This is a genomic window from Escherichia sp. E14V7 (assembly GCF_004212225.1).
GTDB lineage: Bacteria > Pseudomonadota > Gammaproteobacteria > Enterobacterales > Enterobacteriaceae > Escherichia.
Window position 1 is genome coordinate 332,244 of the sequence record NZ_RHJJ01000001.1, and the last position, 24,002, is coordinate 356,245.

The window sequence follows — 24,002 nt, forward strand, 5'->3', positions numbered from 1 at the left end:
TACGGAGTTATCACATGAATTCGTTATCCCGCACACAAAAACCACGGGCAGGTTTTACCCTGCTGGAAGTGATGGTAGTGATTGTTATTCTTGGCGTCCTGGCAAGTCTGGTGGTGCCTAACCTGTTGGGCAACAAAGAGAAAGCGGATCGGCAAAAAGCCATCAGCGATATCGTGGCGCTGGAAAACGCGCTGGATATGTACCGACTGGATAACGGGCGTTATCCGACTACCGAGCAGGGGCTTGAGGCGCTGATCCAGCAGCCAGCCAATATGGCGGATTCCCGCAACTACCGTACCGGTGGATACATCAAACGACTGCCAAAGGATCCGTGGGGCAATGATTATCAGTATCTCAGCCCGGGTGAAAAAGGACTGTTTGATGTTTATACCCTGGGGGCGGATGGTCAGGAAAACGGGGAAGGCGCTGGCGCAGATATCGGTAACTGGAATTTGCAGGAGTTTCAGTAATCAGTGCCTGAACGCGGATTCACTCTTCTGGAAATCATGCTGGTGATTTTTCTTATCGGCCTTGCCAGTGCGGGCGTGGTACAGACTTTTGCGACCGATTCTGAATCGCCCGCGAAAAAAGCGGCGCAGGATTTTCTGACTCGCTTTGCGCAGTTTAAGGACAGGGCAGTGATCGAAGGGAAAACACTCGGTGTGTTAATCGACCCGCCTGGCTATCAGTTTATGCAGCGTCGTCACGGGCAGTGGTTGCCCGTTTCTGCGACCCGGTTATCAGCACAGGTTACGGTGCCGAAACAGGTGCAGATGCTGTTACAACCCGGAAGTGATATCTGGCAGAAGGAATATACGCTGGAGCTGCAACGTCGCCGCCTGACGCTGCACGATATTGAACTGGAGCTGCAAAAAGAGGCGAAAAAGAAGACGCCGCAGATCCGTTTTTCGCCTTTTGAACCCGGTACGCCGTTTACTCTGCGCTTCTACTCGGCGGCGCAAAACGCATGTTGGGCGGTAAAACTGGCGCACGATGGCGCGTTATCCCTCAATCAATGTGATGAGAGGATGCCATGAAGCGCGGGTTTACCTTGCTGGAAGTGATGCTCGCGCTGGCGATTTTTGCGCTGGCTGCCACGGCGGTGTTACAGATCGCCAGCGGCGCGCTGAGTAATCAGCAAGTTCTTGAGGAGAAAACGGTAGCGGGCTGGGTAGCTGAAAACCAGACCGCGCTGCTCTACCTGATGACCCGCGAGCAGCGGGCGGTCAGGCACCAGGGCGAGAGCGATATGGCAGGAAGCCGCTGGTACTGGCGAACCACACCGTTGAATACAGGCAACGCGCTACTTCAGGCGGTGGATATTGAAGTCAGCCGTCACGAAGACTTTTCGTCGGTGATTCAGTCACGACGCGCCTGGTTTAGCGCCGTGGGAGGCCAACAGTGAGAGGGACTCGCGCTGGTTTCACGTTACTGGAAATGCTGGTGGCAATTGCCATTTTTGCCTCGCTGGCACTGATGGCGCAGCAGGTGACAAACGGCGTCACGCGCGTGAATAGCGCCGTCGCCGAACACGATCAAAAACTAAATCTCATGCAGCAAACGATGAGTTTTTTAAACCACGATCTGACCCAAATGATGCCGCGTCCGGTAAGAGGCGAACAGGGCCAGCGTGAACCAGCGTTACTGGCGGGCGCTGGCGTGCTGGCGTCTGAGAGTGAAGGGATGCGCTTTGTGCGCGGCGGCGTGGTCAATCCGTTGATGCGTCTGCCGCGCAGTAATCTGCTCACCGTCGGTTACCGCATTCATGATGGTTATCTCGAACGGTTGTCCTGGCCGCTGACCGATGCAGCAGGCAGCGTGAAGCCAACAACGCAAAAGTTGATTCCGGCGGATTCGCTCCGTTTGCAGTTCTATGATGGTACGCGCTGGCAGGAGAGCTGGTCGTCAGTACAGGCGATCCCTGTGGCGGTGCGTATGACCCTGCACTCGCCGCAATGGGGCGAGATTGAACGAATCTGGTTGTTACGCGGGCCGCAATTATCATGATCACCTCACCACCAAAACGCGGAATGGCACTGGTCGTGGTGCTGGTATTGCTGGCGGTTATGATGCTGGTAACTATCACGCTTTCAGGGCGGATGCAGCAACAACTTGGGCGAACGCGCAGCCAGCAGGAGTACCAGCAGGCGCTGTGGTACAGCGCCAGTGCAGAAAGCCTGGCGTTGAGCGCGCTCAGTCTGAGCCTGAAAAATGAAAAACGTGTGCATCTGGCACAGCCGTGGGCTTCCGGCCCTCGTTTTTTCCCACTGCCGCAGGGGCAAATCGCCGTCACTCTGCGTGACGCACAGGCCTGCTTTAACCTGAATGCCCTTGCTCAGCCGACAACGGCGTCGCGACCGCTCGCGGTGCAACAACTGATTGCCCTGATCTCGCGCCTCGATGTGCCTGCTTATCGGGCCGAACTGATAGCCGAAAGCCTGTGGGAGTTTATTGACGAGGACCGCAGCGTGCAGACGCGTCTGGGCCGTGAAGATAGCGAGTATCTCGCCCGTTCGGTGCCGTTCTACGCCGCGAATCAACCGCTGGCGGATATCAGTGAGATGCGCGTGGTACAGGGAATGGACGCCGGGCTTTATCAAAAACTGAAACCGCTGGTCTGTGCGCTGCCGATGACCCGCCAGCAAATCAACATCAATACATTAGACGTCACGCAAAGTGTGATTCTTGAGGCGCTGTTTGACCCGTGGTTAAGCCCTGTTCAGGCGCGGGCGTTATTACAACAACGTCCGGCGAAGGGCTGGGAAGATGTCGATCAGTTTCTTGCACAGCCGCTACTTGCTGACGTCGATGAGCGTACTAAAAAACAGCTAAAAACCGTCCTGAGCGTGGACAGCAATTACTTCTGGCTGCGTTCAGATATCACCGTGAATGAGATTGAACTGACGATGAACTCGTTAATTGTCCGCATGGGCCCACAACACTTTTCTGTTCTCTGGCATCAGACAGGAGAAAGTGAGTGAGTTCCATGCTTGAGATTTTTTTCCCGCTTTGCGCCTCCGACCCCATCCGTTGGCAGCACCGTACCGCCGATGTGGAGTACGGCACCTGGCCTGACGTTGCTGACGAACGTCTCCAGCAATGGCTGCAAACTGATGCGATTCGACTCTACATCCCCGGCGAATGGATCAGCGTCTGGCAGGTTGAACTGCCTGATGTTGCCCGCAAGCAGATACCGACTATTCTGCCCGCCTTACTGGAAGAAGAGCTGAATCAGGATATCGACGAACTGCATTTCGCCCCGTTGAAAATCGACCAGCAACTGGCAACCGTGGCAGTGATTCACCAACAGCATATGCGCAACATTACGCAGTGGTTGCAGGAAAACGGCATCACCCGCGCTACCGTCGCGCCAGACTGGATGTCTATTCCTTGTGGATTTATGGTTGGCGATGCGCAACGGGTTATCTGCCGCATCGATGAATGCCGGGGATGGAGCGCCGGGCGGGCGCTGGCTCCGGTCATGTTCCGCGCCCAGCTCAATGAGCAGGATTTACCGCTTTCGCTAACCGTGGTCGGTATTGCACCGGAAGAGCTATCTGCATGGTCTGGCGCAGACGCCGAACGCCTGACCGTTACGGCCCTGCCCGCCATTACCACTTATGGCGAACCGGAAGGGAACTTGCTGACAGGGCCATGGCAGCCTCGTGTCAGCTACCGAAAACAGTGGGCGCGCTGGCGGGTGATGATTCTGCCGATATTGCTGATTCTGGTTGCGCTGGCAGTGGAACGGGGCGTGACGTTATGGAGCGTCAGCGAACAGGTGGCGCAAAGTCGTGCTCAGGCAGAGAAACAGTTCTTAACGTTGTTCCCGGAGCAGAAGCGGATTGTGAATTTACGCTCTCAGGTGACGATGGCGCTGAAAAAATATCGCCCGCAGGCCGACGATACCCGGCTGCTCTCAGAATTGTCAGCGATCGCCAGCACCCTGAAAACGGCGTCACTTTCCGACATCGAGATGCGTGGTTTCACCTTTGATCAAAAACGTCAGACGCTTCACCTCCAGCTGCGGGCAGCGAGCTTTGCCAGTTTCGACAAACTGCGTAGCGCACTGGCGGCAGATTATGTTGTGAAACAGGACGCGTTACAGAAAGAGGGTGATGCGGTTTCCGGCGGCGTAACGTTGCGGAGGAAATAACATGTTACGCGATAAATTTATTCACTATTTTCAGCAATGGCGTGAACGCCAGTTAAGCCGTGGCGAACACTGGCTGACACAACACCTGGCGGGGCGTTCGCCGCGTGAAAAAGGCATGTTGCTGGCAGCGGCAGTGTTCCTGTTTAGCGCCGGATATTACGTCCTCATCTGGCAGCCTTTGAGCGAACGGATTGAGCAACAGGAGACGATGTTGCAACAGCTGGTGGCGATGAACTCCCGGATGAAGAGCGCCGCGCCGGATATTATTGCGGCGCGAAAATCCGCCACGACAACGCCTGCACAGGTATCGCGGGTCATCAGTGACAGTGCTTCCGCGCACTCGGTGGCCATCAAGCGGATAGCCGAACGCGGGGAGAATATTCAGGTCTGGATAGAACCGGTGGTGTTTAATGATCTGCTGAAATGGTTAAACGCGCTGGATGAAAAGTATGCGCTGCGGGTGACACAAATTGATGTCAGTGCAGATGAAAAGGCTGGAATGGTGAGCGTGCAGCGACTGGAGTTGATAAGAGGATAAGTGTTCCAGTAAATTCCCTGTGAAATTAAGCCCGAAAGGTGAGTGTATAATCTTCTTATCCGCTCACCGAATTGAATATTTTTGCAATAAGAAATATCCCATTCCTCTCATCACTGAATGTTCTGCAAAACAACAGATACGAGTTCTCTCCTGAAACAGCCCGGCGTCCTATAAATATGCTTACGTGTGGCAATACATCATGATTATTAATAGATGTAATAAATCATTGAGTGACAATTGATAGGTCAAAACATATAGGATAATTCTTGTGTGATCTGTATTTTGTGTAGCCTAGAAATTACTAAAATTCCTGGATACAATCAGAAGGGAAATTTTAAATAAGCAAAATAATTTCCACAGAAACTATCCGTCGATTTGAAACAATGTCTGCTCAGGTATATCTACTGAGGGATGGTGTTGGCTGTAATGCTGGTTAAAATAAACACACTAAATAATCAAGACATATATTTTAATCGACAACAATAATTGCTATCGGGATTATTTACGTGACTTAAATAACATCTTTTAAATGTGATGAAAATCACAAATATGGCCGCAAAGAGGGTGCTGAAGATATAAATAAGAAGTACATGAGTGAATTTTAAATAGGGAAATAGTTTCCTGGTAAACAATTTATTGGTAATAAATTACGTGCGTTCTGGTGTAAAACAGATTGCAGGTGCAGCTATGTATAAAATTTATAGGTGATATTATAACCCAGTAGTTAACAGTAAAGATAAAAATAATTTCTCGTGAAATTAACACTCATTTTAAATAAGTGTGTTCCGGAGTAATCCAGAATGCATGGTGCTTTACGTCTTTTTACCCATAGAGGCTAAGTAAAAAGAGTTACGCATAATTTCCTGAGAAATTAACTCTACATTCTAAAACGGCCAGTTTTCTGAAATTACCAGAAGACCGAATACATTCATGCCTGAAGAATGGATTAGAAGAAATGGGATGGAAATAGAACAATTTATCCCAGCAGAAATAATTTCTGCTGAAATTGTTTGCGGTTATTAAAAATAGCCCAACCGTCTGAACGAAATTTATCCAATTACAAACAAGTATTACCTCCAGTGTATTGGTAGCTGTTAAGCCAAGGGCGGTAGCGTACCTGAAGAGATTAGGATCACATCATCAAATGGCAAGAAGTGGATTTGAGGTCCAGAAAGTCACCGTAGAGGCATTATTTCTACGAGAAATACGAACACGCTTTGGTAAGTTTCGTCTGGGGTATTTGTGGGCGATTCTCGAACCCTCCGCGCATTTGCTGATACTGTTGGGTATTTTGGGGTACGTTATGCACCGCACGATGCCAGACATCTCGTTCCCGGTGTTTTTACTTAATGGCCTGATTCCCTTTTTTATCTTTAGCAGTATTAGCAAACGTTCTATTGGTGCTATTGAAGCGAACCAGGGGTTGTTTAATTATCGTCCAGTAAAACCTATCGATACGATCATTGCGCGCGCTCTGCTTGAGACGCTGATTTACGCTGCCGTTTATATTCTGCTTATGCTTATTGTCTGGATGGCAGGTGAATATTTCGAGATAACAAATTTTTTACAACTTGTAGGCGCTTGGGGTCTGCTAATCATACTTTCATGCAGCATTGGCTTAATATTTATGGTCGTTGGTAAAACCTTCCCTGAAATGCAAAAGGTCCTGCCGATACTGGTTAAGCCGCTGTATTTCATCTCCTGCATCATGTTCCCTCTACACTCGATTCCAAAGCAATACTGGTCATATCTACTTTGGAACCCATTGGTACATGTGGTGGAGCTAAGCCGCGAGGCCGTTATGCCTGGCTATATTAGCGAAGGCGTGAGTCTGAACTACCTGGCAATGTTCACATTGATAACTCTGTTCATTGGTCTGGCGTTATACCGAACTCGTGAGGAGGCAATGCTGACATCATGATTAAGATTGATAATTTGACGAAGTCTTATCGCACGCCCACGGGGCGGCATTATGTTTTTAAAAATTTGAATATTATTTTTCCTAAAGGATATAACATTGCCCTGATTGGTCAAAATGGAGCCGGTAAATCAACTTTACTTCGGATAATTGGTGGTATAGATCGTCCTGATAGTGGGAACATTATTACAGATCATAAAATTTCATGGCCCGTTGGATTGGCTGGTGGATTTCAGGGAAGTTTAACCGGTCGTGAAAATGTTAAATTTGTTGCCCGACTATATGCAAAACGCGATGAGTTAAATGAGAAGGTTGGTTTTGTTGAAGAGTTTTCCGAACTCGGAAAATATTTCGATATGCCCATTAAAACTTATTCTTCTGGCATGAGGTCGAGGTTAGCTTTTGGATTAAGTATGGCTTTTAAATTCGACTATTATCTTATTGATGAAGTCACTGCTGTTGGAGACGCAAAGTTTAAAAAGAAATGTTCAGACATATTCGATAAAATAAGAGAAAAATCTCATTTAATAATGGTGTCACATAGTGAACGAGCTTTAAAGGAGTATTGTGATGTTGCTTTTTATCTTAACAAAGAGGGACAAGGTAAATTTTATGGAAATGTTACGGAAGCCATTACTGATTACAAAAAAGACCTATAGTGGTTACATTCCAATATAATGCCTTGGCAATATTTAACTGAGACATATCATGAGTAAAAAGTTAATAATATTTGGTGCGGGTGGTTTTTCAAAATCTATAATTGACAGCTTAAATCATAAACATTATGAGTTAATAGGATTTATCGATAAATATAAAAGTGGTTATCATCAATCATATCCAATATTAGGTAATGATATTGCAGATATTGAGAATAAGGATAATTATTATTATTTTATTGGGATAGGCAAACCATCAACTAGGAAGCACTATTTAAACATCATAAAGAAACATAATCTACGCTTAATTAACATTATAGATAAAACGGCTATTCTATCACCAAATATCATATTGGGTGATGGGATTTTTATTGGTAAAATGTGTATACTCAACCGTGATACAAGAATACATGATGCCGTTGTAATAAATACTAGGAGTTTAATTGAACATGGTAATGAAATAGGCTGCTGTAGCAATATCTCTACTAATGTTGTACTTAATGGTGATGTTTCTGTCGGAGAAGAAACTTTTGTTGGTAGCTGTACTGTTGTAAATGGCCAGTTGAAGCTAGGTTCAAAAAGTATTATTGGTTCTGGGTCGGTTGTAATTAGAAATATACCAAGTAATGTTGTAGTTGCTGGGACTCCAACAAGATTAATTAGGGGGAATGAATGAGTAATATATATATCGTTGCTGAAATTGGTTGCAATCATAATGGTAGTGTTGATATTGCAAGAGAAATGATATTAAAAGCCAAAGAGGCTGGTGTTAATGCAGTAAAATTCCAAACATTTAAAGCTGATAAGTTAATTTCTGCTATTGCACCTAAGGCAGAGTATCAAATAAAAAACACAGGAGAATTAGAATCTCAGTTAGAAATGACAAAAAAGCTAGAAATGAAGTATGACGATTATATCCATCTAATGGAATATGCATCCAGTTTAAATTTAGATGTTTTTTCTACCCCTTTTGACGAAGACTCTATTGATTTTTTAGCATCTTTAAAACAAAAAATATGGAAAATCCCTTCAGGTGAGTTATTGAATTTACCGTACCTTGAAAAAATAGCCAAGCTTCCAATTCCTGATAAGGAAATAATAATATCAACAGGAATGGCAACTATTAATGAGATAAAACAGTCTGTTTCTATCTTTATAAATAATAAAGTTCCAGTTAATAATATTACAATATTACATTGCAATACTGAATATCCAACGCCCTTTGAAGATGTAAACCTTAATGCTATTAATGATTTGAAAAAACACTTTCCTATGAATAACATAGGCTTCTCTGATCATTCTAGCGGATTTTATGCAGCTATTGCGGCGGTGCCTTATGGAATAACTTTTATTGAAAAACATTTTACTTTAGATAAATCTATGCCTGGCCCAGATCATTTGGCCTCAATAGAACCTGATGAACTGAAACATCTATGTATTGGGGTCAGGTGTGTTGAAAAATCTTTAGGTTCAAATAGTAAAGTGGTTACAGCTTCAGAAAGGAAGAATAAAATCGTAGCAAGAAAGTCTATTATAGCTAAAACAGAGATAAAAAAAGGTGAGGTTTTTTCAGAAAAAAATATAACAACAAAAAGACCTGGTAATGGTATCAGTCCGATGGAGTGGTATAATTTATTGGGTAAAATAGCAGAGCAAGACTTTTTTCCAGATGAATTAATAATTCATAGCGAATTCAAAAATCAGGGGGAATAATGAGAACAAAAATTATTGCGATAATTCCAGCCCGTAGTGGATCTAAAGGGTTGATAAATAAAAATGCTTTGATGCTGATAGATAAACCTCTTCTTGCTTATACAATTGAGGCTGCCTTGCAGTCCGAAATGTTTGATAAAGTAATTGTGACAACTGACTCCGAACAGTATGGATCAATAGCAGAGTCATATGGTGCTGATTTTTTGCTGAGACCGGAAGAGCTAGCAACTGATAAAGCATCATCATTTGAATTTATAAAACATGCGTTAAGTATATATACTGATTATGAGAACTTTGCTTTATTACAACCAACTTCACCCTTTAGAGATTCTGCCCATATTATTGAAGCTGTAAAGTTATATCAAACTTCAGAAAAATACCAATGTGTTGTTTCTGTTACTAGAAGCAATAAACCATCACAAATAATTAGACCATTAGATGATTACTCGACATTGTCTTTTTTTGACCTTGATTATAGTAAATATAATCGAAACTCAATAGTAGAATATCATCCGAATGGAGCTATATTTATAGCTAATAAGCAGCATTATCTTCATACAAAGCATTTTTTTGGTAGGCATTCACTAGCTTATATTATGGATAAGGAAAGCTCTTTAGATATAGATGATAGAATGGATTTCGAACTTGCAATTACCATTCAGCAAAAAAAAAATAGACAGAAAATACTTCATCAAAACATACATAATAGAATCAATGAGAAACAAAATGAATTTGATAGTGTAAGTGATATAACTTTAATTGGACACTCGCTGTTTGATTATTGGGATATAAAAAAAATAAATGATAGAAAAGTTAATAACTTAGGTATCGCTGGTATAAACTCGAAGGAGTACTATGAGTATATTATTGAGAAAGAGCTGATTGTTAACTTCGGAGAGTTTGTTTTCATCTTTTTTGGAACTAATGATATAGTTGCTAGTGATTGGAAAAAAGAAGACACATTGTGGTATTTGAAGAAAACATGCCAGTATATAAACAAGAAAAATGCTGCATCAAAAATTTATTTATTGTCTGTTCCTCCTGTTTTTGGGCGTATTGACCGAGATAATAGAATAATTAATGATTTAAATTCTTATCTTCGAGAGAATGTAGATTTTGCGAAGTTTATTAGCTTGGATCACGTTTTAAAAGATTCTTATGGCAATCTAAATAAAATGTATACTTATGATGGGTTACATTTTAATAGTAATGGGTATACGGTATTAGAAAACGAAATAACGGAGATTGTTAAATGAAAAAAATATTATACGTAACAGGCTCTAGAGCTGAATATGGAATAGTTCGGAGACTTTTGACAATGCTAAGAGAAACTCCAGAAATACAGCTTGATTTGGCGGTTACAGGAATGCATTGTGATAATGCGTATGGGAATACAATACATATTATAGAACAAGATAATTTTAATATCATAAAGGTTGTGGATATAAATATCAATACAACTTCACATACTCACATTCTTCATTCAATGAGTGTTTGCCTCAATTCGTTTGGTGATTTTTTTTCAAATAACACATATGATGCGGTTATGGTTTTAGGCGATAGATATGAAATATTTTCAGTCGCTATCGCAGCATCAATGCATAATATTCCATTAATTCATATTCATGGTGGTGAAAAGACATTAGCTAATTATGATGAATTTATTAGGCATTCAATTACTAAAATGAGTAAACTCCATCTTACTTCTACAGAAGAGTACAAAAAACGAGTAATTCAGCTAGGTGAAAAGCCTGACTGTGTGTTTAATATTGGTTCTCTTGGTGCAGAAAATGCTCTTTCATTGCATTTACCAAACAAGCAGGAGTTGGAACTAAAATATGGTTCACTGTTAAAACGGTACTTTGTTGTAGTATTCCATCCTGAAACACTTTCCACGCAGTCGGTTAATGATCAAATAGATGAGTTATTAACAGCGATTTCTTTTTTTAAAAATACTCACGACTTTATTTTTATTGGCAGTAACGCTGACACTGGTTCTGATATAATTCAGAGGAGAGTAAAAGATTTTTGCAAAGAGTATAAGTTCAGATATCTGATTTCTATTCGTTCAGAAGATTATTTGGCAATGATTAAATACTCTTGTGGGCTAATTGGGAACTCCTCCTCTGGTTTAATTGAGGTTCCATCTTTAAAAGTTGCAACGATTAACATTGGTGATAGGCAAAAAGGTCGTGTTCGTGGAGCCAGTGTAATAGATGTACCTGTTGAAAAAAATGCAATCGTCAGAGGGATAAACATATCTCAAGATGAGAAATTTATTAGTGTTGTACAGTCATCTAGTAATCCTTATTTTAAAGAAAATGCTTTAATTAATGCTGTTAGAATTATTAAGGATTTTATTAAATCAGAAAATAAAGATTACAAAGATTTTTATGACATCCCAGAATGTACTACCAGTTATGACTAGAAAAAAAGTGCTTTGTTTTGTCTTTCGTTATGATTCTCATTTTTTAGCTTTGAAAAATATTTTTGAGCAGATAGATATTGATTCATATGATTTATTTTTTTGCTGCCTAGACAATTCGCTACAAGACTTTGTAAAAAAAAATTTAGATGAAAAGATAGTTGTATTCTATCCTGATGACTTTGTTTATTTTTTTACTTTCATTGATATTGATTTTATTTTTTGTTCAACCGGTGGGAGGGATCTTCATGAAATTGTTAATACTGTAAGAACGAAAAATACAATAATTATATCTTGTTTTCCTGGCATTGTCCTCACTTCTCAGATAGAAGCTTTTATTTCAAAATCTAATAGTCACTATTTGCTTATTAACTCCCCTAAAGATATTAAAACGTATAAAAAAATTTGTAAAATAATAGGGGTTCCTTTTAATGGAGTTCTTTTTGGTCCACCATGGATTAAAAATGTCAATATCAATGCAAAAAGTGAGAATGCTTGTCTTATCGTTGATCAAGTTAATGAGCCCTTGATGCCAATAAAGAGGATAGAATATGCTCGTTTTTTGATTAGAGTAATTAAGAAACATCCGCATATGAATTTTATTTTTAAATCTCGAAATCCTCTTATATCACCAGACTCAATTGTTTTTGATATTAAGGAATACATTGAACGCTTCGATTTGAAAAATATAACATTTAGTAATGATAATATTGATTCTTTAGTTTCTAAAGTTGAATGTTGTATTACAATATCTTCTTCGGCCGCAATATATTGTCTGGCTAATAAAATTAAGGTTTATTTAATAAATGGGTTTAATCATTCCTGTAATGGGCAATGTTATTTTTCAAGGTCTGGACTTATTGTTGACTATAATAAGTTTAATTTTAAACACATTCCACGCATTAAAAAAAAATGGATGAAGGAGAACCTTTATTACTCCAAGGATATTCAAAATAAGATTTTGAATGATATTTTAAAAATGCCGTCAAATGTTAAAGTTGAAACTGTTGAGATTAAAAGATCTACATTAATTATATTGTTTTTGATCTTTTTAAATTTCTTTTTATCATTAGGACCAAAAAAAATAAAAACATTGAAAAAAATCCATAAGGTTTTATTAAGGTATAAGAAAGATGATATTTGATGCTAATTTAAAGAAGTTGAGGAAATTATTTGTAAATCCAATTGGATTTTTCCGTGATTCATGGTTTTTTAACTCTAAAAATAAGACTGAAAAGCTACTATCACCGTTAAAAATAAAAAGTAAAAATATTTATATAATTAGTAATCTAGGGCAATTAAAAAAAGCGGAGTCATTTGTACAAAAATTTAGTAAGAGAAGTAATTATCTTATTATTTTGGCGACTGAAAAAAATACTGAGATGCCAAGAATTATTGTTGAGCAAATAAATAATAAATTATTTTCTTCATACAAGGTACTATTTATTCCAACTTTCCCAAATGTTTTTTCACTTAAAAAGGTTATATGGTTTTATAACGTATATAATTATTTGGTTTTAAATTCAAAAGCTAAAGATGCTTATTTTATGAGCTATGCGCAACATTATGCAATCTTCGTATATTTGTTCAAAAAAAATAATATAAGATGTTCATTAATTGAAGAGGGGACAGGGACTTATAAAACCGAAAAAGAAAACCCATTAGTAAATATTAATTTTTATTCGGAGATTATTAATTCAATTATCTTGTTCCATTATCCAGATTTGAAATTTGAAAATGTATACGGTACATATCCAATTTTGCTTAAGAAAAAATTTAATGCGAAAAAATTTGTTGAGTTTAAAGGTGCTCCATCAGTTAAATCATCAACTAGAATAGATAATGTTATCCATAAATATTCTATAACTAGAAATGATATAATATATGCAAATCAAAAATATTTGATTGAACATACCTTGTTTGCGGATTCGTTAATTTCTATCTTACTTAGAATAGATAAGCCTGATAATGCAAGAATATTTATAAAACCGCACCCTAAAGAGCCTAAAAAAAATATTAATGCAATTCAAAAGGCAATAAAAAAAGCAAAGTGTCGTGACATAGTTCTTATAACAGAACCAGACTTTTTAATAGAACCAGTAATAAAAAAAACAAAAATAAAACACTTAATTGGATTAACATCATCTTCTTTGGTATATGCACCTTTAGTTTCTAAAAGATGTCAGTCTTATTCAATAGCACCTCTTATGATAAAATTGTGTAATAATGACAAATCCCAAAAAGGTATTAATACACTACGTCTTCATTTTGATATTTTAAAGAATTTTGATAATGTTAAAATATTATCTGATGATATAACATCTCCCTCTTTGCATGATAAAAGGATTTTCTTGGGGGAGTAATAAAAAGCTGACTTTTATATTCCATTACAGTATCAGCTGTAAAATAAAATTTTAAAGTAATCTGTTTTATTATCGTTATGTTGTTTTTTTTGAAGAGGATGTAAATGTCGTTTTAAGCTACTTAAACTTCAAAAAATATTGACTTGAAATTTAATACATATTCTGTTCACGGTTGGTTGTGTTATCCCCATAATAAACCCCATTAACCTGCGTCTTAACCAATAAATACCCCCGAAACTTCTTAAACAGTTTCATATCTGGTTTAAAATCGGCCTGCCAGAACTGGTGCAAATGCCCTTGATACGTCAATCCCTTGATGTCGTACAGGGCATTGCCCATCACTTTGAGTGGTTTGTTATGAATCAGCGCAGAGATCCCCGCCGTACTGTTAATCGTCACCACCGCTTTTGCGTGGCGTAATAATTCCGGCATCGGGAGATCGTGCACGTATATGACTCGCTCACCTAAGCCATATTCCTTACTCAACCGCTTAATTAATGGTCGATAGAGTCTGTGACCACGATCCATCGGATGATGTTTGATCACCAAATAACTTTCTTTCGGCGCTTTACGTGAAAATGAGTACATGACTTCATTAATATAGTCACGCACATCGTTATAATTGCTGTGGTTGCGAATCTGGCTATCGTTATACACCTGCAAAACGGCAAGATAATAACGCTGGTCCAGCTCGTTCATTAACCTCGGCAATACCTTACGCTGTGTTACCTTGTAAAGTTGCTTGCGCCAGTATGCACGAACCCAGCAACGAGCCTCATACCAGGGGGAAAACGATTTGTGGTGGCGGTAGCGAGGGAACTCATGACGGTAATGCCAACCCATCAGGTAATACCACATCGCATGGCCAATACGTTTCATCGTTGAAGGTTTTAAATTCTCAACGTGCGGCGCAGGCATATCTGGCAACTTACGATAAAAATCTGGATCGCGCGGTAGCGATGAATATGCGTTCACTCCGCCTTCTTCCACGGTTATAAATTGCGGGCGTAAATATCCTTCTTCAAATGCCAGAAAGCGGATCCCTTTCGACTTTGCCCAGCGTTTTGCTTCTTTGTGCAATGGGCGGCAGTCACCAAAGCAGAGGATGGTATCAAAGTCATATTGTCGGTGGAGATCTCGCAACCAACCGGGAAACTCTTTCGGCGTTTGGTAGTAAGCCAGGTATTGTCGATGGCGGCAGTAAAAACGATCCCCGCCGTTGAAGACAACATTCACAGCGTTACGGCCTAATGACTCTAACCATTCGGCGACGTCATTGAAAAAAGGTCCCATCGGTCCCTGCAAAAGCAGATATTTTTTACCCGATAATAAAATGGTTAGTGCGTTGTCTTGCATAAATAATTTGCGTAATAGTCAACTATGAAATTGTTTAGCCAAATCTGACCTTGCAGAACATAATTAATTTGCGGTAATAGCGTATGACTCGCCCCGCTTTTTTTCGGGTAATAAACATCGGCTTGCGCGGCGTCTGGATTAAATATTCCGCAGCTTCTTCAACCGTAATAGGTTGTAACCGTGTTGGGTGAATGTATGTTGGATAAACAATCAACGCCTGATAGATCAAGTCTGCTAGCGTTAATCTGCGCTCGCGGCGCGGGCAGTGATGTTCATCAACGGTTAAACCCCAACCGGCGTAGAAGGGCAGGCCGTAACAATGAACTTGCTTGCCATGTAATAACGCTTCAAACCCGGACAATGATGTCATGGTGTGCACTTCATCTGCGCGCTGAATGCATTGAATAATATCTGCGTCCAGTGCCTGATAATCAGCTAGTTCAGCAGTCAGTTCTGCCGGAATATCGCCCTTACGATTCCCCACTAATACATCCGGGTGCGGTTTATAAATAATGTAGGCGTGCGGATTACGCTCGCGCACTGTGCGTAATAACTCAAGGTTGCTCTTAATCGAGACAGTGCCAGTTTTAATAGAGGCATCGTCTTCTACCTGACCCGGCACCAGGATAACTTTTTTACCTTTGGCTTCGGCTGGTAGAGAGAAATCGGCCCCCAGGTTGTATTTGCTCAGTTTGCTTTCAACTAGCCGCTGGCGTAATTTTTCAGCTCGCATCTGCTGCGCCAGCGTTAACTGGCTGTGATTAAGCAGTACTTCCAGGTCGCTGGGGCGCGTGGCGTCATAGTAGATCCCGCGTTTATCTAGCACCAACGATAGCGGCGGCAACAGGTCAGAGCCAAGTCCGGATGAACGCAGAAAACCATCTTCCATTCGCCATAATGGCAGTGATTTTCGCTGCGCTTCGGCCTGCCATTGCTGTTCTCCTTTTACACCCCATACCACGCAAGCGGTGGCGGCAGTACAGCGACGTGTAAAACTCAGTCGGTTTGTCGCTGTTCGCAAGAAAGGTTTCAGGATCGCCGACTTCCACAGCGTTAAGCCTGGCGCCCATAAATTGCCGTTACGCTGTTGCAGATGTCGACGTTGTAATTGTAGCCATTGCAGCACGGTAAACAGATCGCTCGCGGCCCCCGTTTGCGGGTCTATATAGCGACAGTAACGCAGGTATGCTGCGGCAAAAAGTTCTTCCCGCGTGGCAGAACCGCGTCGGGCAGATAACAAAGCGGATTGCGGATGACGATCGTCGGTTAAGCCCCAGCCTGCATACCAGGGCTGACCGAAGCATGTCACTGGTTTTCCTGCCAGCAAGGCTTCAAAGCCGTATTGGGATGTCACGACGTAAACCCGGAAAACGTGTCGCAACAGCGACTGCGGGCTGACATTCTCGGCAATCAAACGTACTCGTTGCGTGGCGCGCAGATCGGCGAAATAACCTGTTTTCTTTCCTTCAAGTACATCTGGGTGCACCTTCACCCAAATTTCGGCTTGAGGATTTTCCGTAATCGCGGCTTCCAGCATGGCGGCAAACTCATTCTGACCCGCATTACCATACGTCACTGACATATCATTAAATGTCTGATCGACAACCAGAACGATGTCTGCACGTTCTGACTCATCAGCCACAAACGCAGGCGCCAGGTTATATTTCGACAAATCCCCGGTCACGATGGTGTGCATCGCTTCTCTGGCCTGGCTTATCAGCGCTGTATTTCCGGCTCTATCCTGTACCAGTTTCTCCAGCGCCGAAGGCTTGCTGGCATCGTAGTAAATGCCGCAATCATCCACCACCAGAGAAAGCGGCGGCGCACCATTGACGCCAAGATCCAGCGAGCGCACAAATCCATCTTCCAGACGGATGACCGGTTTTCCCGCGGCTTTGGCGATTGCCACTGGTTTCGCCGCGCTGGGGCGATGCCCCCACACGGCGATAGCATCGACGTTTTGCGGAACAGGACGCAGCAGAGAAAGTTTCTGGCACGGTTGCGCCAGAAATTTCTCCAGATGCGGAATACGCCAGATGCCAGGCGAGTAAATGCCAATCATGCGTTTTCAGCCAGTTCCTGTGCCATCAGGGCGCGCACCTTTTCAAGGCATGCCGGGGTGTCAACGCCCGGCCCGGTTGCGGCAACCTCAAATGTGCGAATGTTGATCCCCGCGTTCATCAACCGTAGCTGCTCCAGTGATTCCGCCTGCTCCGGCATGGACTCCGGTAACTGACTGTAGTTTTGCAGCACATCGCGACGATAAGCGTAAATACCGACGTGTTTCAGGTAGCGAGCTTTTTCAGCATTACGCGGATACGGAATCGGCGAACGGCTGAAATAAAGTGCATCCTGGCGGGTATTTACCACCACTTTTACCGTGCTTGGCTCGGTCGCTTCTTCGGCAGAAATCGCGTGGCATAGCGTTGCCACTGGCAACGCGGGGTCATCACGCATTCCTTGCAGCAGCGTTTCTACATCCTGCGGACGAATCATTGGTTCATCGCCCTGCAAGTTAATGTAGATATCTGCATCGACTTTATGCATCACCTCGACCAGCCGATCGGTGCCGGATTCATGATCGTTGCGCGTCATGATGGCTTTCCCACCAAACGCCTGCACGGCCTGTTCAACGCGCGGGTCGTCTGTTGCCACCCAAACTTCCGCAACGCCTGCCACCTGTAACGCACGCTCGTAAACGTGCTGGATCATCGGTTTGCCAACAATATCGAGCAGTGGCTTACCCGGCAGGCGCGAGGAGCCGTAGCGGGCCGGAATGACAATAACTGCTTTGCTCATTTCAATTCCTTACAAAGACAGAATCACTTTTGCACCCACCGCCAGCTGATAGAGGATGGTGGAAATACCACGGGTAACTTCAATGTTTTTCGATTCATATTTCGGCAGAACCATAATCTCATCGCCCGGCTTGAGTGAATCCACATCTTCCGCGTTGACGGCAGCACCGTTCTGACGAATGACGATAATTCTGGCGTTACCCGATTTTTGCGTCAGGCCACCGCATTTCTCGATGTAATCCTCGGTGGTCATTCCCTTCTGCCAGCTCACCGCGTTCGGGAACAGCACCTCGCCATGAACCATAACCAGCGATGTTTTCTCCGGAATATTGATGACGTCGCCATCTTCCAGCAGAACAGAATCAATATTGGACTCGTTGAGGATCACTTCACCTTTCGGAACCACGGTGCGCGCTTTCGCCACAAAGCGGCTGATCAGTTGTGCTTCCTGCATTCGCAGGCTGGCTTCTTCTTTGGTGGAAGACTGGGCGGAAAGAGATGCTTCCTCCAGCTTTTGCAGCGAGAGATTCAGCATCTCTTTCTGACGCTGGGCCACTGATGGGCGATAAAGCTGAACCGCGTTCATCTGCGACATACTGTTCGGGCGGACTTTTTCCAGAACCGCACGCATGGTGGAGCCATATGGCAGCACCATGGCATGTTCGCCAGAGTGCGCGCCTTCAACCCGCACCTGAATGGTGCCGGCATAGCGGTCAGTGCTGACGATTAAGGTATCGCCATTTTGCAACATACGGCCTGGCGCTGAGCTTATCGGATAGTATTCGCTACGTTTTTGCAGTCCCTGTTTACGCATAATCGTAATGTGAGTCGCGCCAGGCTTAGGGCGCGCCCAGCTCAATGCTTCCGTTACGGGAATGCTGCTTTCGCGGAACTCAAAGTCGTAGCTGTTAAAGACATCGCCCTGGACGCTGAACGTATGTTGACGAGGCCCAACGATGATGGTGTCACCATCGGCGAACTGCGAAAGCCCCAGTTTACCGTTCAGCAGGAAGTCATACAGGTTGACATTGGAACGCACGCGGTTGCCGCGCTTGACCACAATATCAACGTAACTTCCGCGCTCTGGATCAACGCCGCCAGCCTTGATCAGATAATTGAGTAACGAATCAGACGTCACACCGCCATACAGACCAGGATTACGCACAAATCCGGTCACGTACACTTTTACTGGCTGCGCCTGTAATAAGGAGGCGTAGACGTTGACGTTGGACTGGTACACTTCCTTCACTTTGGATGTGACCAGGGTATTTAACTGACTATTACTGACGCCAGCAACTTTCACCGGACCAACGTTCGGCAGGAAAATATTACCTTTGGGATCAACCTGTAACGCACCATCAAAGGTGAACGCACCCCACAAGCGAACCTGAATGCTATCGCCCGGATTCAGAATATAGTCAGGGTTGAATCCCACCGTCGCACCGCTATCCGCGCTGGTGCCGTTGAAAAGTTGAGCACCAAACATACGGCTCATTACCACCGGCGGTGCGGGCGGCGGGGTATTGTCGAAGCCGCTCATGTTTTGCGTATCCGACTTTTGTCCGCTCAGAATACCGGGCAGTGGTGCGGCTCCTGTCAGGTTTGGGTCAGCGTTAATATCAATGGCCGCGCTGGCCTGCGCCGCGTGACAGGCGGCAATCAGTAAAATTGATTTAAATAATTTCATCACAAACTCATTCAGCGACAGCGTTAATCTCGGTGATCTTCAATAACAGCCAGCAACAGTTTCAGGGTGCCGAACAGCAGGCAGCACACCAGTAACCAACAGGCGATCAAATAAGGGATGTTTGGAAAAGAGGATTCCTGCGGCAACTGTGGCGAACTGATCACAGACAGCACCTTGAGCTTACGAGCCGCTTCTACACGGGTCTTTTCAATGGAGGTCAGCGTCAGTTTGTAGAGCTCGGTGTTGAACTCTACTTTTGATTTGATTTCCTCAAAATCCACCGCCATACGGTTTAGCTTGTCACCCTGTGGCGCTGTGATTTTGCTTTTTTCTTCATCGATTTGTGCCTGCAATGACTGAATCGCATTACGTGCACTCACAACTTGCGGGGCGTCCTCGCGCAGATACGTCAGCAAGTTCCGCAGGTCCGCTTCCATCTGGATCTTCTGGCCCATCAGCGTATTCACTAACGTGCTCGCTGCCTGCGCCTGTGCCTGTGGATCCAGAACGTTGTTGTTGTCCTGATAAGAGAGCAGTTCCGCTTTGCTGGCGTCCAGACGCTGGCGTGCCTTTTCCATTTCCGTTTCCGCAAAGGCAAGCTGGTCACGCGCAATGCGATGTGACATCTCATTGATAAAGCGCTCTGACTCTTTCAGCACGGTCTGGTTAAACTTAAGCGCAAACTCCGGGCTAAAGCCCTGCGTCTGAATATTGAGCAATCCGGTTTTATCGTCATACGAAACGTTGATACGGTCCTTGTAGTACTTCAGGAAGCCTTCTGCGGTTTCATCCTTGCTAAGATGATTAAGAAAATCGAGCCCGCTGTGGCTAAACGCTTCGCGAAAATTCAGTTGCTTATCTAACGCTGCCAGCATATCTGGAGAGTTGATGTACTCTTTCAGATATAACGCATCCTCTGCGGAACTCGGGTTAGAGGCACCCAATAGCAGACCAAAATTTAAGCTGCCACTGTTTAAATCATCTGAGCGTTTAATGGCGACTTTCGACTCGCTCATATAGCGAGGCTGGCTGAAAATAGCCAGATAGATCAGCAGCACTGCCATCGGTGCCAGAATGATGATTTTCGCCAGGTGTTTTTGGATATCTGCCAGTGAGATGGCAGACAAACGAGCACGCATCCAGGATACGGCAGACTTCACTTTCATCAACATGTAACGATTATCAGAGTTTCAGTGGGGCGCAAATTCAATGAGAGAGTTAACTCTCGCGCCCTGTTGCTTAATTAGTCGAAAATGCGCACAAGACCAGTGACTTTGTTCGCCTTGTTGGTCACCAATAACGTCGAGACGCGGTGTTTTTGCATCTTTTCTTCCGCTTCGATGATCATGGTTTCTTCTGGCAACGTCAGCGGTTTACGCGTCATCATCTGCGCCGCCGTGGCGGATGTCAGAGAATCTTCTTTTTCCATAAAGCGACGCAGGTCACCGTCGGTGATAATGCCCGCCAGCTCGCCTTCTGCGTCTTCTACCATCACCATTCCCTGGCAACCGCTGGTGATACGTTGAATCACCGTTTTAAAGGGGGCATCCAGATGAACCGAAGGGACATCATGTTGCATGACATCCGCAACGCGGGTCAGCAGGCGACGGCCTAATGAACCGCCCGGGTGATAGCGCGCAAAATCATTCGGCATAAATTTGCGTTGGTGGATCATGGCAATCGCCAATGCATCGCCGATCGCCATGGTCAGCGTGGTAGACGTTGTTGGTGCAAGATTATTCGGGCAGGTTTCATTCGCCATGTGGAGTTCCAGCACGGCATCGGCATTTTTCGCCAGCGTGGAATTTCCATTATTGGTAATGGCGATAATTCGGTTGCCGAAATTCTTCAGTGACGGGACGAGCTTCAGGATTTCATCTGTTTCGCCGCTGGCAGAAATAAGGATCAGAAGATCGTAAGGCGTAATCATGCCCAGATCGCCATGGAAAGCTTCTGCGGGATGAATAAAGAAACTCGGCGTACCCGTAGAGGCCAGAGTCGCAGACATTTTTCGACCAACATGCCCTGATTTACCCATTCCCGAAAGAATAACGTGTCCTTTACAATTAATTATCAATTCAAGAGCACGCTGGTACTGAGTGGAATCCAACTGTTTGGACAAGTTTTGTAATGCAGCACCTTGTTCTGCCAGAGTCTGGCAAACCGAGGTAATTAAATATGGATCGATAGTACTGCTCTGGTCATCAGGGAAATGTCTTTCAGACATATCAACTCCTTTGCTCGGAAATAATGCCATAGTCACAACAAACCCGAACCAACAATAAATTATTGATATTAAATCAATTGCTTATAACAAAGTGTTTTAATGAATATAAAACCATGGTCAGCCCATGTGCTTATGTTGGGCTTATCACCTTCTTATTAAGTCGCAATGTCTCGTGGAAGTGCGAAGATGCTGCAATATTACAGGCGAGAAGGGGGAACCAAATTTTGCCCACCTATTTAACACACCCCTACATTATGAACAAGGAATTTAGGATTTTTATCAATCATTAAAATGTTTCGCGATTAACTATTAAGTCGAAAAACAATTTAGTGATTGATTGTTTGCTTATAAAAAAAGAACGTATGTCACTGTTATCAATAAATAAAACACGTCAGTAATGGCGATGATATTTTGTGATTAACTATTTAAGCTGAATATAATAAACAGGCTTACAATCCCCCTGTAAAGCAGAAGAGAATAACAAATTTTTTGCGGTGAATATTGACCAGCATGATAGTTTTGCGATTGATTATTTATGGCGATAAATATGTTTTTAAATCAAACAGGGGTGCATTTATCACCGTATATATTTTCCGTGGAAACTATTATTAAATTAAAAAATAATGACTGGGATTATCATTCGCTAACTAATAACTGTGCACACTGATAAGGAAGTGCCTCGCTTGAAGGCACTTCCAACAACCAACGAGCCCACTCTGGATTCAGAGTGGTTTGTTAATCGCGTCATAAAGATGGTTCAACGTTGTTAAGCGCTTTCTGTATATTTCTCTCAGGCAGGGTTTGTCACTGCCACAGCGGCGTCGTTCTGTCAGCCACTGTGCCTGTGATTCTTTTAGTTCCCCGGCGGCACCCATTGCGTAAAGCCCGTGGAGAAATTTGTATTTAACGCTCATCTCCACATCCATGTCATTGAGGGTACGCGATGCACAAATCGCTTTTTCATCCGCACTGCGGGCCAGCCGACAGTCAAAACTGGCTGCCGTGACAGAGAAAGCAGGCAACGTAATGATGAGAAATGCCGTAAGTATATTTTTCACTGGTTGGCTCCTTCAGATCGGATAACTGGCCCAGGAGCCATGGTCAGGACTCTGTTTCTCGTCAGCCTGAATCCTGTTGCTTCCCCGGTTTTTACTGACAGTTGACATTCGTAGTGAAACGGCGTCCAGCTAATCCCCCTACGGTACTGGCCATTGCCTGTCAGTAGTGCAGGTGAGATCAGTCGCTGCATATTATGTTTTCCCTGATCGAAAATAACCTTATCTACGTCGGGGTACTGCTTCTGCAGCTCTTTTAGTGCGAGCGGTCGGCAAATAAATTCGGCTACGCGCTGAGCTTCAGTCCAGTTGTTATTGACAAAATTACGGTCATTCTTCCCTTTTACCTCACGATTGATAACGCTATTCAGATGTTTTACCTGGACAGAGTTCAATGTGACGTTCGTTGCAAATGCAAATCCGGTATACATACAGGATATCGCAGTAATAACAACCAAATACTTACTAATCCGAAATACGCCATTACGCATAAGTACCTACTTTTACTGTGCAATTACAATGTCTATGTGAATATAAGTGGTGAAAATAAATAATTTGCTGCGCTGCATCAATGTTTATGCTTAATCAGAGTATTCCTGAAGGTGCTTCTGGATGCAAAAATGCAAAATTCCGATTACCTGAAATAAAAATATTAATAAGTAAATCTTCTTTCTACGGTATTTAACCTAATAGAAACTGGTTTGACTTTAAGCTGGAGCGTGCAAAGAGGAAATGCCAGTGCATGGTGAATATTCACGGTTTACTATAGTAATAGATTTTATATACAAACGAATTACTTCGATATTACATCGCAAAAACACTCAGGGCTGCCGCCTGAGGATCATGAAGAATGTTGTTATATAATAAGTCAGCATTTCGCACTTCGTATAATCTGGGTTAGGGTATAAAAAATAATGTAGTTACGTAATGAAAATATAATTCAGAACATGTATAAAGTCGTTTTTTAATTGCTTGATATGTCTAAAATTATTCTTGTTTTTTGGCATATTTCTTATTGTTTTTTATATTCAATTTATTGATCTATATTGTTTTTTTTAAATTGATATTGCCCTAGTATCCGGTTAAGGAAATATTGTTGTTAATTTGACT

The 24,002-nt window shown here is 43.2% G+C and carries 23 protein-coding genes; 15 read left to right on the top strand and 8 right to left on the bottom strand.

Features of this window, described 5'->3' with window-relative positions; genetic code table 11:
- Nucleotides 1-14 precede the first annotated feature (14 nt).
- The 15 genes from gspG (at nucleotide 15) to D9741_RS01690 (ending at nucleotide 13,769) form a co-directional block, all read left to right on the top strand.
- Nucleotides 15-470 (top strand): type II secretion system major pseudopilin GspG, encoded by a 456-nt coding sequence (gene gspG, locus D9741_RS01620; protein WP_001087296.1) that lies wholly within the window; start codon nucleotides 15-17, stop codon nucleotides 468-470.
- A gap of 3 nt (nucleotides 471-473) precedes the next feature.
- Nucleotides 474-1,037: a type II secretion system minor pseudopilin GspH gene (gspH, locus tag D9741_RS01625; protein WP_130218091.1), complete on the top strand. Its 564-nt coding sequence runs from the start codon at nucleotides 474-476 to the stop codon at nucleotides 1,035-1,037.
- Nucleotides 1,034-1,405, top strand: coding sequence for a type II secretion system minor pseudopilin GspI (gene gspI, locus D9741_RS01630; protein ID WP_000820131.1), 372 nt, complete (start codon nucleotides 1,034-1,036; stop codon nucleotides 1,403-1,405). Before gspH ends, gspI begins: the two co-directional genes overlap by 4 nt.
- Complete coding sequence (gene gspJ / locus D9741_RS01635; RefSeq protein ID WP_130218089.1) at nucleotides 1,402-2,007, top strand: type II secretion system minor pseudopilin GspJ; 606 nt, start codon at nucleotides 1,402-1,404, stop codon at nucleotides 2,005-2,007. The genes gspI and gspJ overlap by 4 nt, the downstream gene beginning before the upstream one ends.
- A complete protein-coding gene (gspK, locus tag D9741_RS01640) occupies nucleotides 2,004-2,981 on the top strand; it encodes a type II secretion system minor pseudopilin GspK (RefSeq protein ID WP_000633209.1) in 978 nt (325 codons plus the stop codon). The genes gspJ and gspK overlap by 4 nt, the downstream gene beginning before the upstream one ends.
- Nucleotides 2,978-4,156: a type II secretion system protein GspL gene (gene gspL, locus D9741_RS01645; RefSeq protein ID WP_130218087.1), complete on the top strand. Its 1,179-nt coding sequence runs from the start codon at nucleotides 2,978-2,980 to the stop codon at nucleotides 4,154-4,156. Before gspK ends, gspL begins: the two co-directional genes overlap by 4 nt.
- 1 nt (nucleotide 4,157) lies before the next feature.
- On the top strand, nucleotides 4,158-4,694 hold the full coding sequence (gene yghD, locus D9741_RS01650; protein WP_130218085.1) for a GspM family type II secretion system protein YghD: 537 nt from the start codon (nucleotides 4,158-4,160) through the stop codon (nucleotides 4,692-4,694).
- A 1,144-nt stretch (nucleotides 4,695-5,838) separates the two neighbouring features.
- Nucleotides 5,839-6,615, top strand: a complete 777-nt coding sequence (locus tag D9741_RS01655) for an ABC transporter permease (RefSeq protein WP_130218083.1) — start codon at nucleotides 5,839-5,841, stop codon at nucleotides 6,613-6,615.
- On the top strand, nucleotides 6,612-7,271 hold the full coding sequence (locus D9741_RS01660) for an ABC transporter ATP-binding protein (RefSeq protein ID WP_130218081.1): 660 nt from the start codon (nucleotides 6,612-6,614) through the stop codon (nucleotides 7,269-7,271). The genes D9741_RS01655 and D9741_RS01660 overlap by 4 nt, the downstream gene beginning before the upstream one ends.
- Before the next feature lie 49 nt (nucleotides 7,272-7,320).
- Complete coding sequence (locus D9741_RS01665) at nucleotides 7,321-7,944, top strand: acetyltransferase (protein ID WP_130218079.1); 624 nt, start codon at nucleotides 7,321-7,323, stop codon at nucleotides 7,942-7,944.
- Nucleotides 7,941-8,981 carry an N-acetylneuraminate synthase gene (neuB, locus tag D9741_RS01670; RefSeq protein WP_130218077.1) on the top strand — a complete coding sequence of 347 codons (1,041 nt, stop codon included), beginning with the start codon at nucleotides 7,941-7,943 and terminating at the stop codon, nucleotides 8,979-8,981. Before D9741_RS01665 ends, neuB begins: the two co-directional genes overlap by 4 nt.
- Nucleotides 8,981-10,237 (top strand): GDSL-type esterase/lipase family protein, encoded by a 1,257-nt coding sequence (locus tag D9741_RS01675; RefSeq protein ID WP_130218075.1) that lies wholly within the window; start codon nucleotides 8,981-8,983, stop codon nucleotides 10,235-10,237. Before neuB ends, D9741_RS01675 begins: the two co-directional genes overlap by 1 nt.
- Nucleotides 10,234-11,409 (top strand): UDP-N-acetylglucosamine 2-epimerase, encoded by a 1,176-nt coding sequence (neuC, locus tag D9741_RS01680; protein ID WP_130218073.1) that lies wholly within the window; start codon nucleotides 10,234-10,236, stop codon nucleotides 11,407-11,409. The genes D9741_RS01675 and neuC overlap by 4 nt, the downstream gene beginning before the upstream one ends.
- Nucleotides 11,402-12,550, top strand: coding sequence for a DUF6716 putative glycosyltransferase (locus D9741_RS01685; protein ID WP_130218071.1), 1,149 nt, complete (start codon nucleotides 11,402-11,404; stop codon nucleotides 12,548-12,550). The genes neuC and D9741_RS01685 overlap by 8 nt, the downstream gene beginning before the upstream one ends.
- Nucleotides 12,540-13,769 carry an alpha-2,8-polysialyltransferase family protein gene (locus tag D9741_RS01690; protein ID WP_130218069.1) on the top strand — a complete coding sequence of 410 codons (1,230 nt, stop codon included), beginning with the start codon at nucleotides 12,540-12,542 and terminating at the stop codon, nucleotides 13,767-13,769. Before D9741_RS01685 ends, D9741_RS01690 begins: the two co-directional genes overlap by 11 nt.
- A gap of 150 nt (nucleotides 13,770-13,919) precedes the next feature.
- Here the strand turns inward: D9741_RS01690 and D9741_RS01695 are convergent, their stop codons facing one another.
- From D9741_RS01695 to D9741_RS01730, 8 genes are all read right to left on the bottom strand, one after another.
- Nucleotides 13,920-15,125, bottom strand: coding sequence for a capsular biosynthesis protein (locus D9741_RS01695; RefSeq protein WP_130218067.1), 1,206 nt, complete (start codon nucleotides 15,123-15,125; stop codon nucleotides 13,920-13,922).
- A 34-nt stretch (nucleotides 15,126-15,159) separates the two neighbouring features.
- The gene (locus tag D9741_RS01700) at nucleotides 15,160-17,187 is read right to left on the bottom strand and encodes a capsular polysaccharide biosynthesis protein (protein ID WP_130218065.1); all 2,028 of its coding nucleotides are present in this window, start codon (nucleotides 17,185-17,187) and stop codon (nucleotides 15,160-15,162) included.
- The gene (gene kdsB / locus D9741_RS01705; RefSeq protein ID WP_130218063.1) at nucleotides 17,184-17,924 is read right to left on the bottom strand and encodes a 3-deoxy-manno-octulosonate cytidylyltransferase; all 741 of its coding nucleotides are present in this window, start codon (nucleotides 17,922-17,924) and stop codon (nucleotides 17,184-17,186) included. Before kdsB ends, D9741_RS01700 begins: the two co-directional genes overlap by 4 nt.
- A 9-nt stretch (nucleotides 17,925-17,933) precedes the next feature.
- On the bottom strand, nucleotides 17,934-19,610 hold the full coding sequence (locus D9741_RS01710) for a polysaccharide biosynthesis/export family protein (RefSeq protein ID WP_032226219.1): 1,677 nt from the start codon (nucleotides 19,608-19,610) through the stop codon (nucleotides 17,934-17,936).
- Nucleotides 19,611-19,633: 23 nt separating this feature from the next.
- Nucleotides 19,634-20,782 carry a capsule biosynthesis protein gene (locus D9741_RS01715; protein ID WP_130218061.1) on the bottom strand — a complete coding sequence of 383 codons (1,149 nt, stop codon included), beginning with the start codon at nucleotides 20,780-20,782 and terminating at the stop codon, nucleotides 19,634-19,636.
- Between the two features lie 71 nt (nucleotides 20,783-20,853).
- A complete protein-coding gene (locus D9741_RS01720) occupies nucleotides 20,854-21,837 on the bottom strand; it encodes a KpsF/GutQ family sugar-phosphate isomerase (RefSeq protein WP_130218059.1) in 984 nt (327 codons plus the stop codon).
- 722 nt (nucleotides 21,838-22,559) lie between these two features.
- Nucleotides 22,560-22,895: a lysozyme inhibitor LprI family protein gene (locus D9741_RS01725; protein ID WP_130207945.1), complete on the bottom strand. Its 336-nt coding sequence runs from the start codon at nucleotides 22,893-22,895 to the stop codon at nucleotides 22,560-22,562.
- Nucleotides 22,892-23,383: a hypothetical protein gene (locus tag D9741_RS01730; protein ID WP_130218057.1), complete on the bottom strand. Its 492-nt coding sequence runs from the start codon at nucleotides 23,381-23,383 to the stop codon at nucleotides 22,892-22,894. Before D9741_RS01730 ends, D9741_RS01725 begins: the two co-directional genes overlap by 4 nt.
- Between the last annotated feature and the right edge of the window lie 619 nt (nucleotides 23,384-24,002).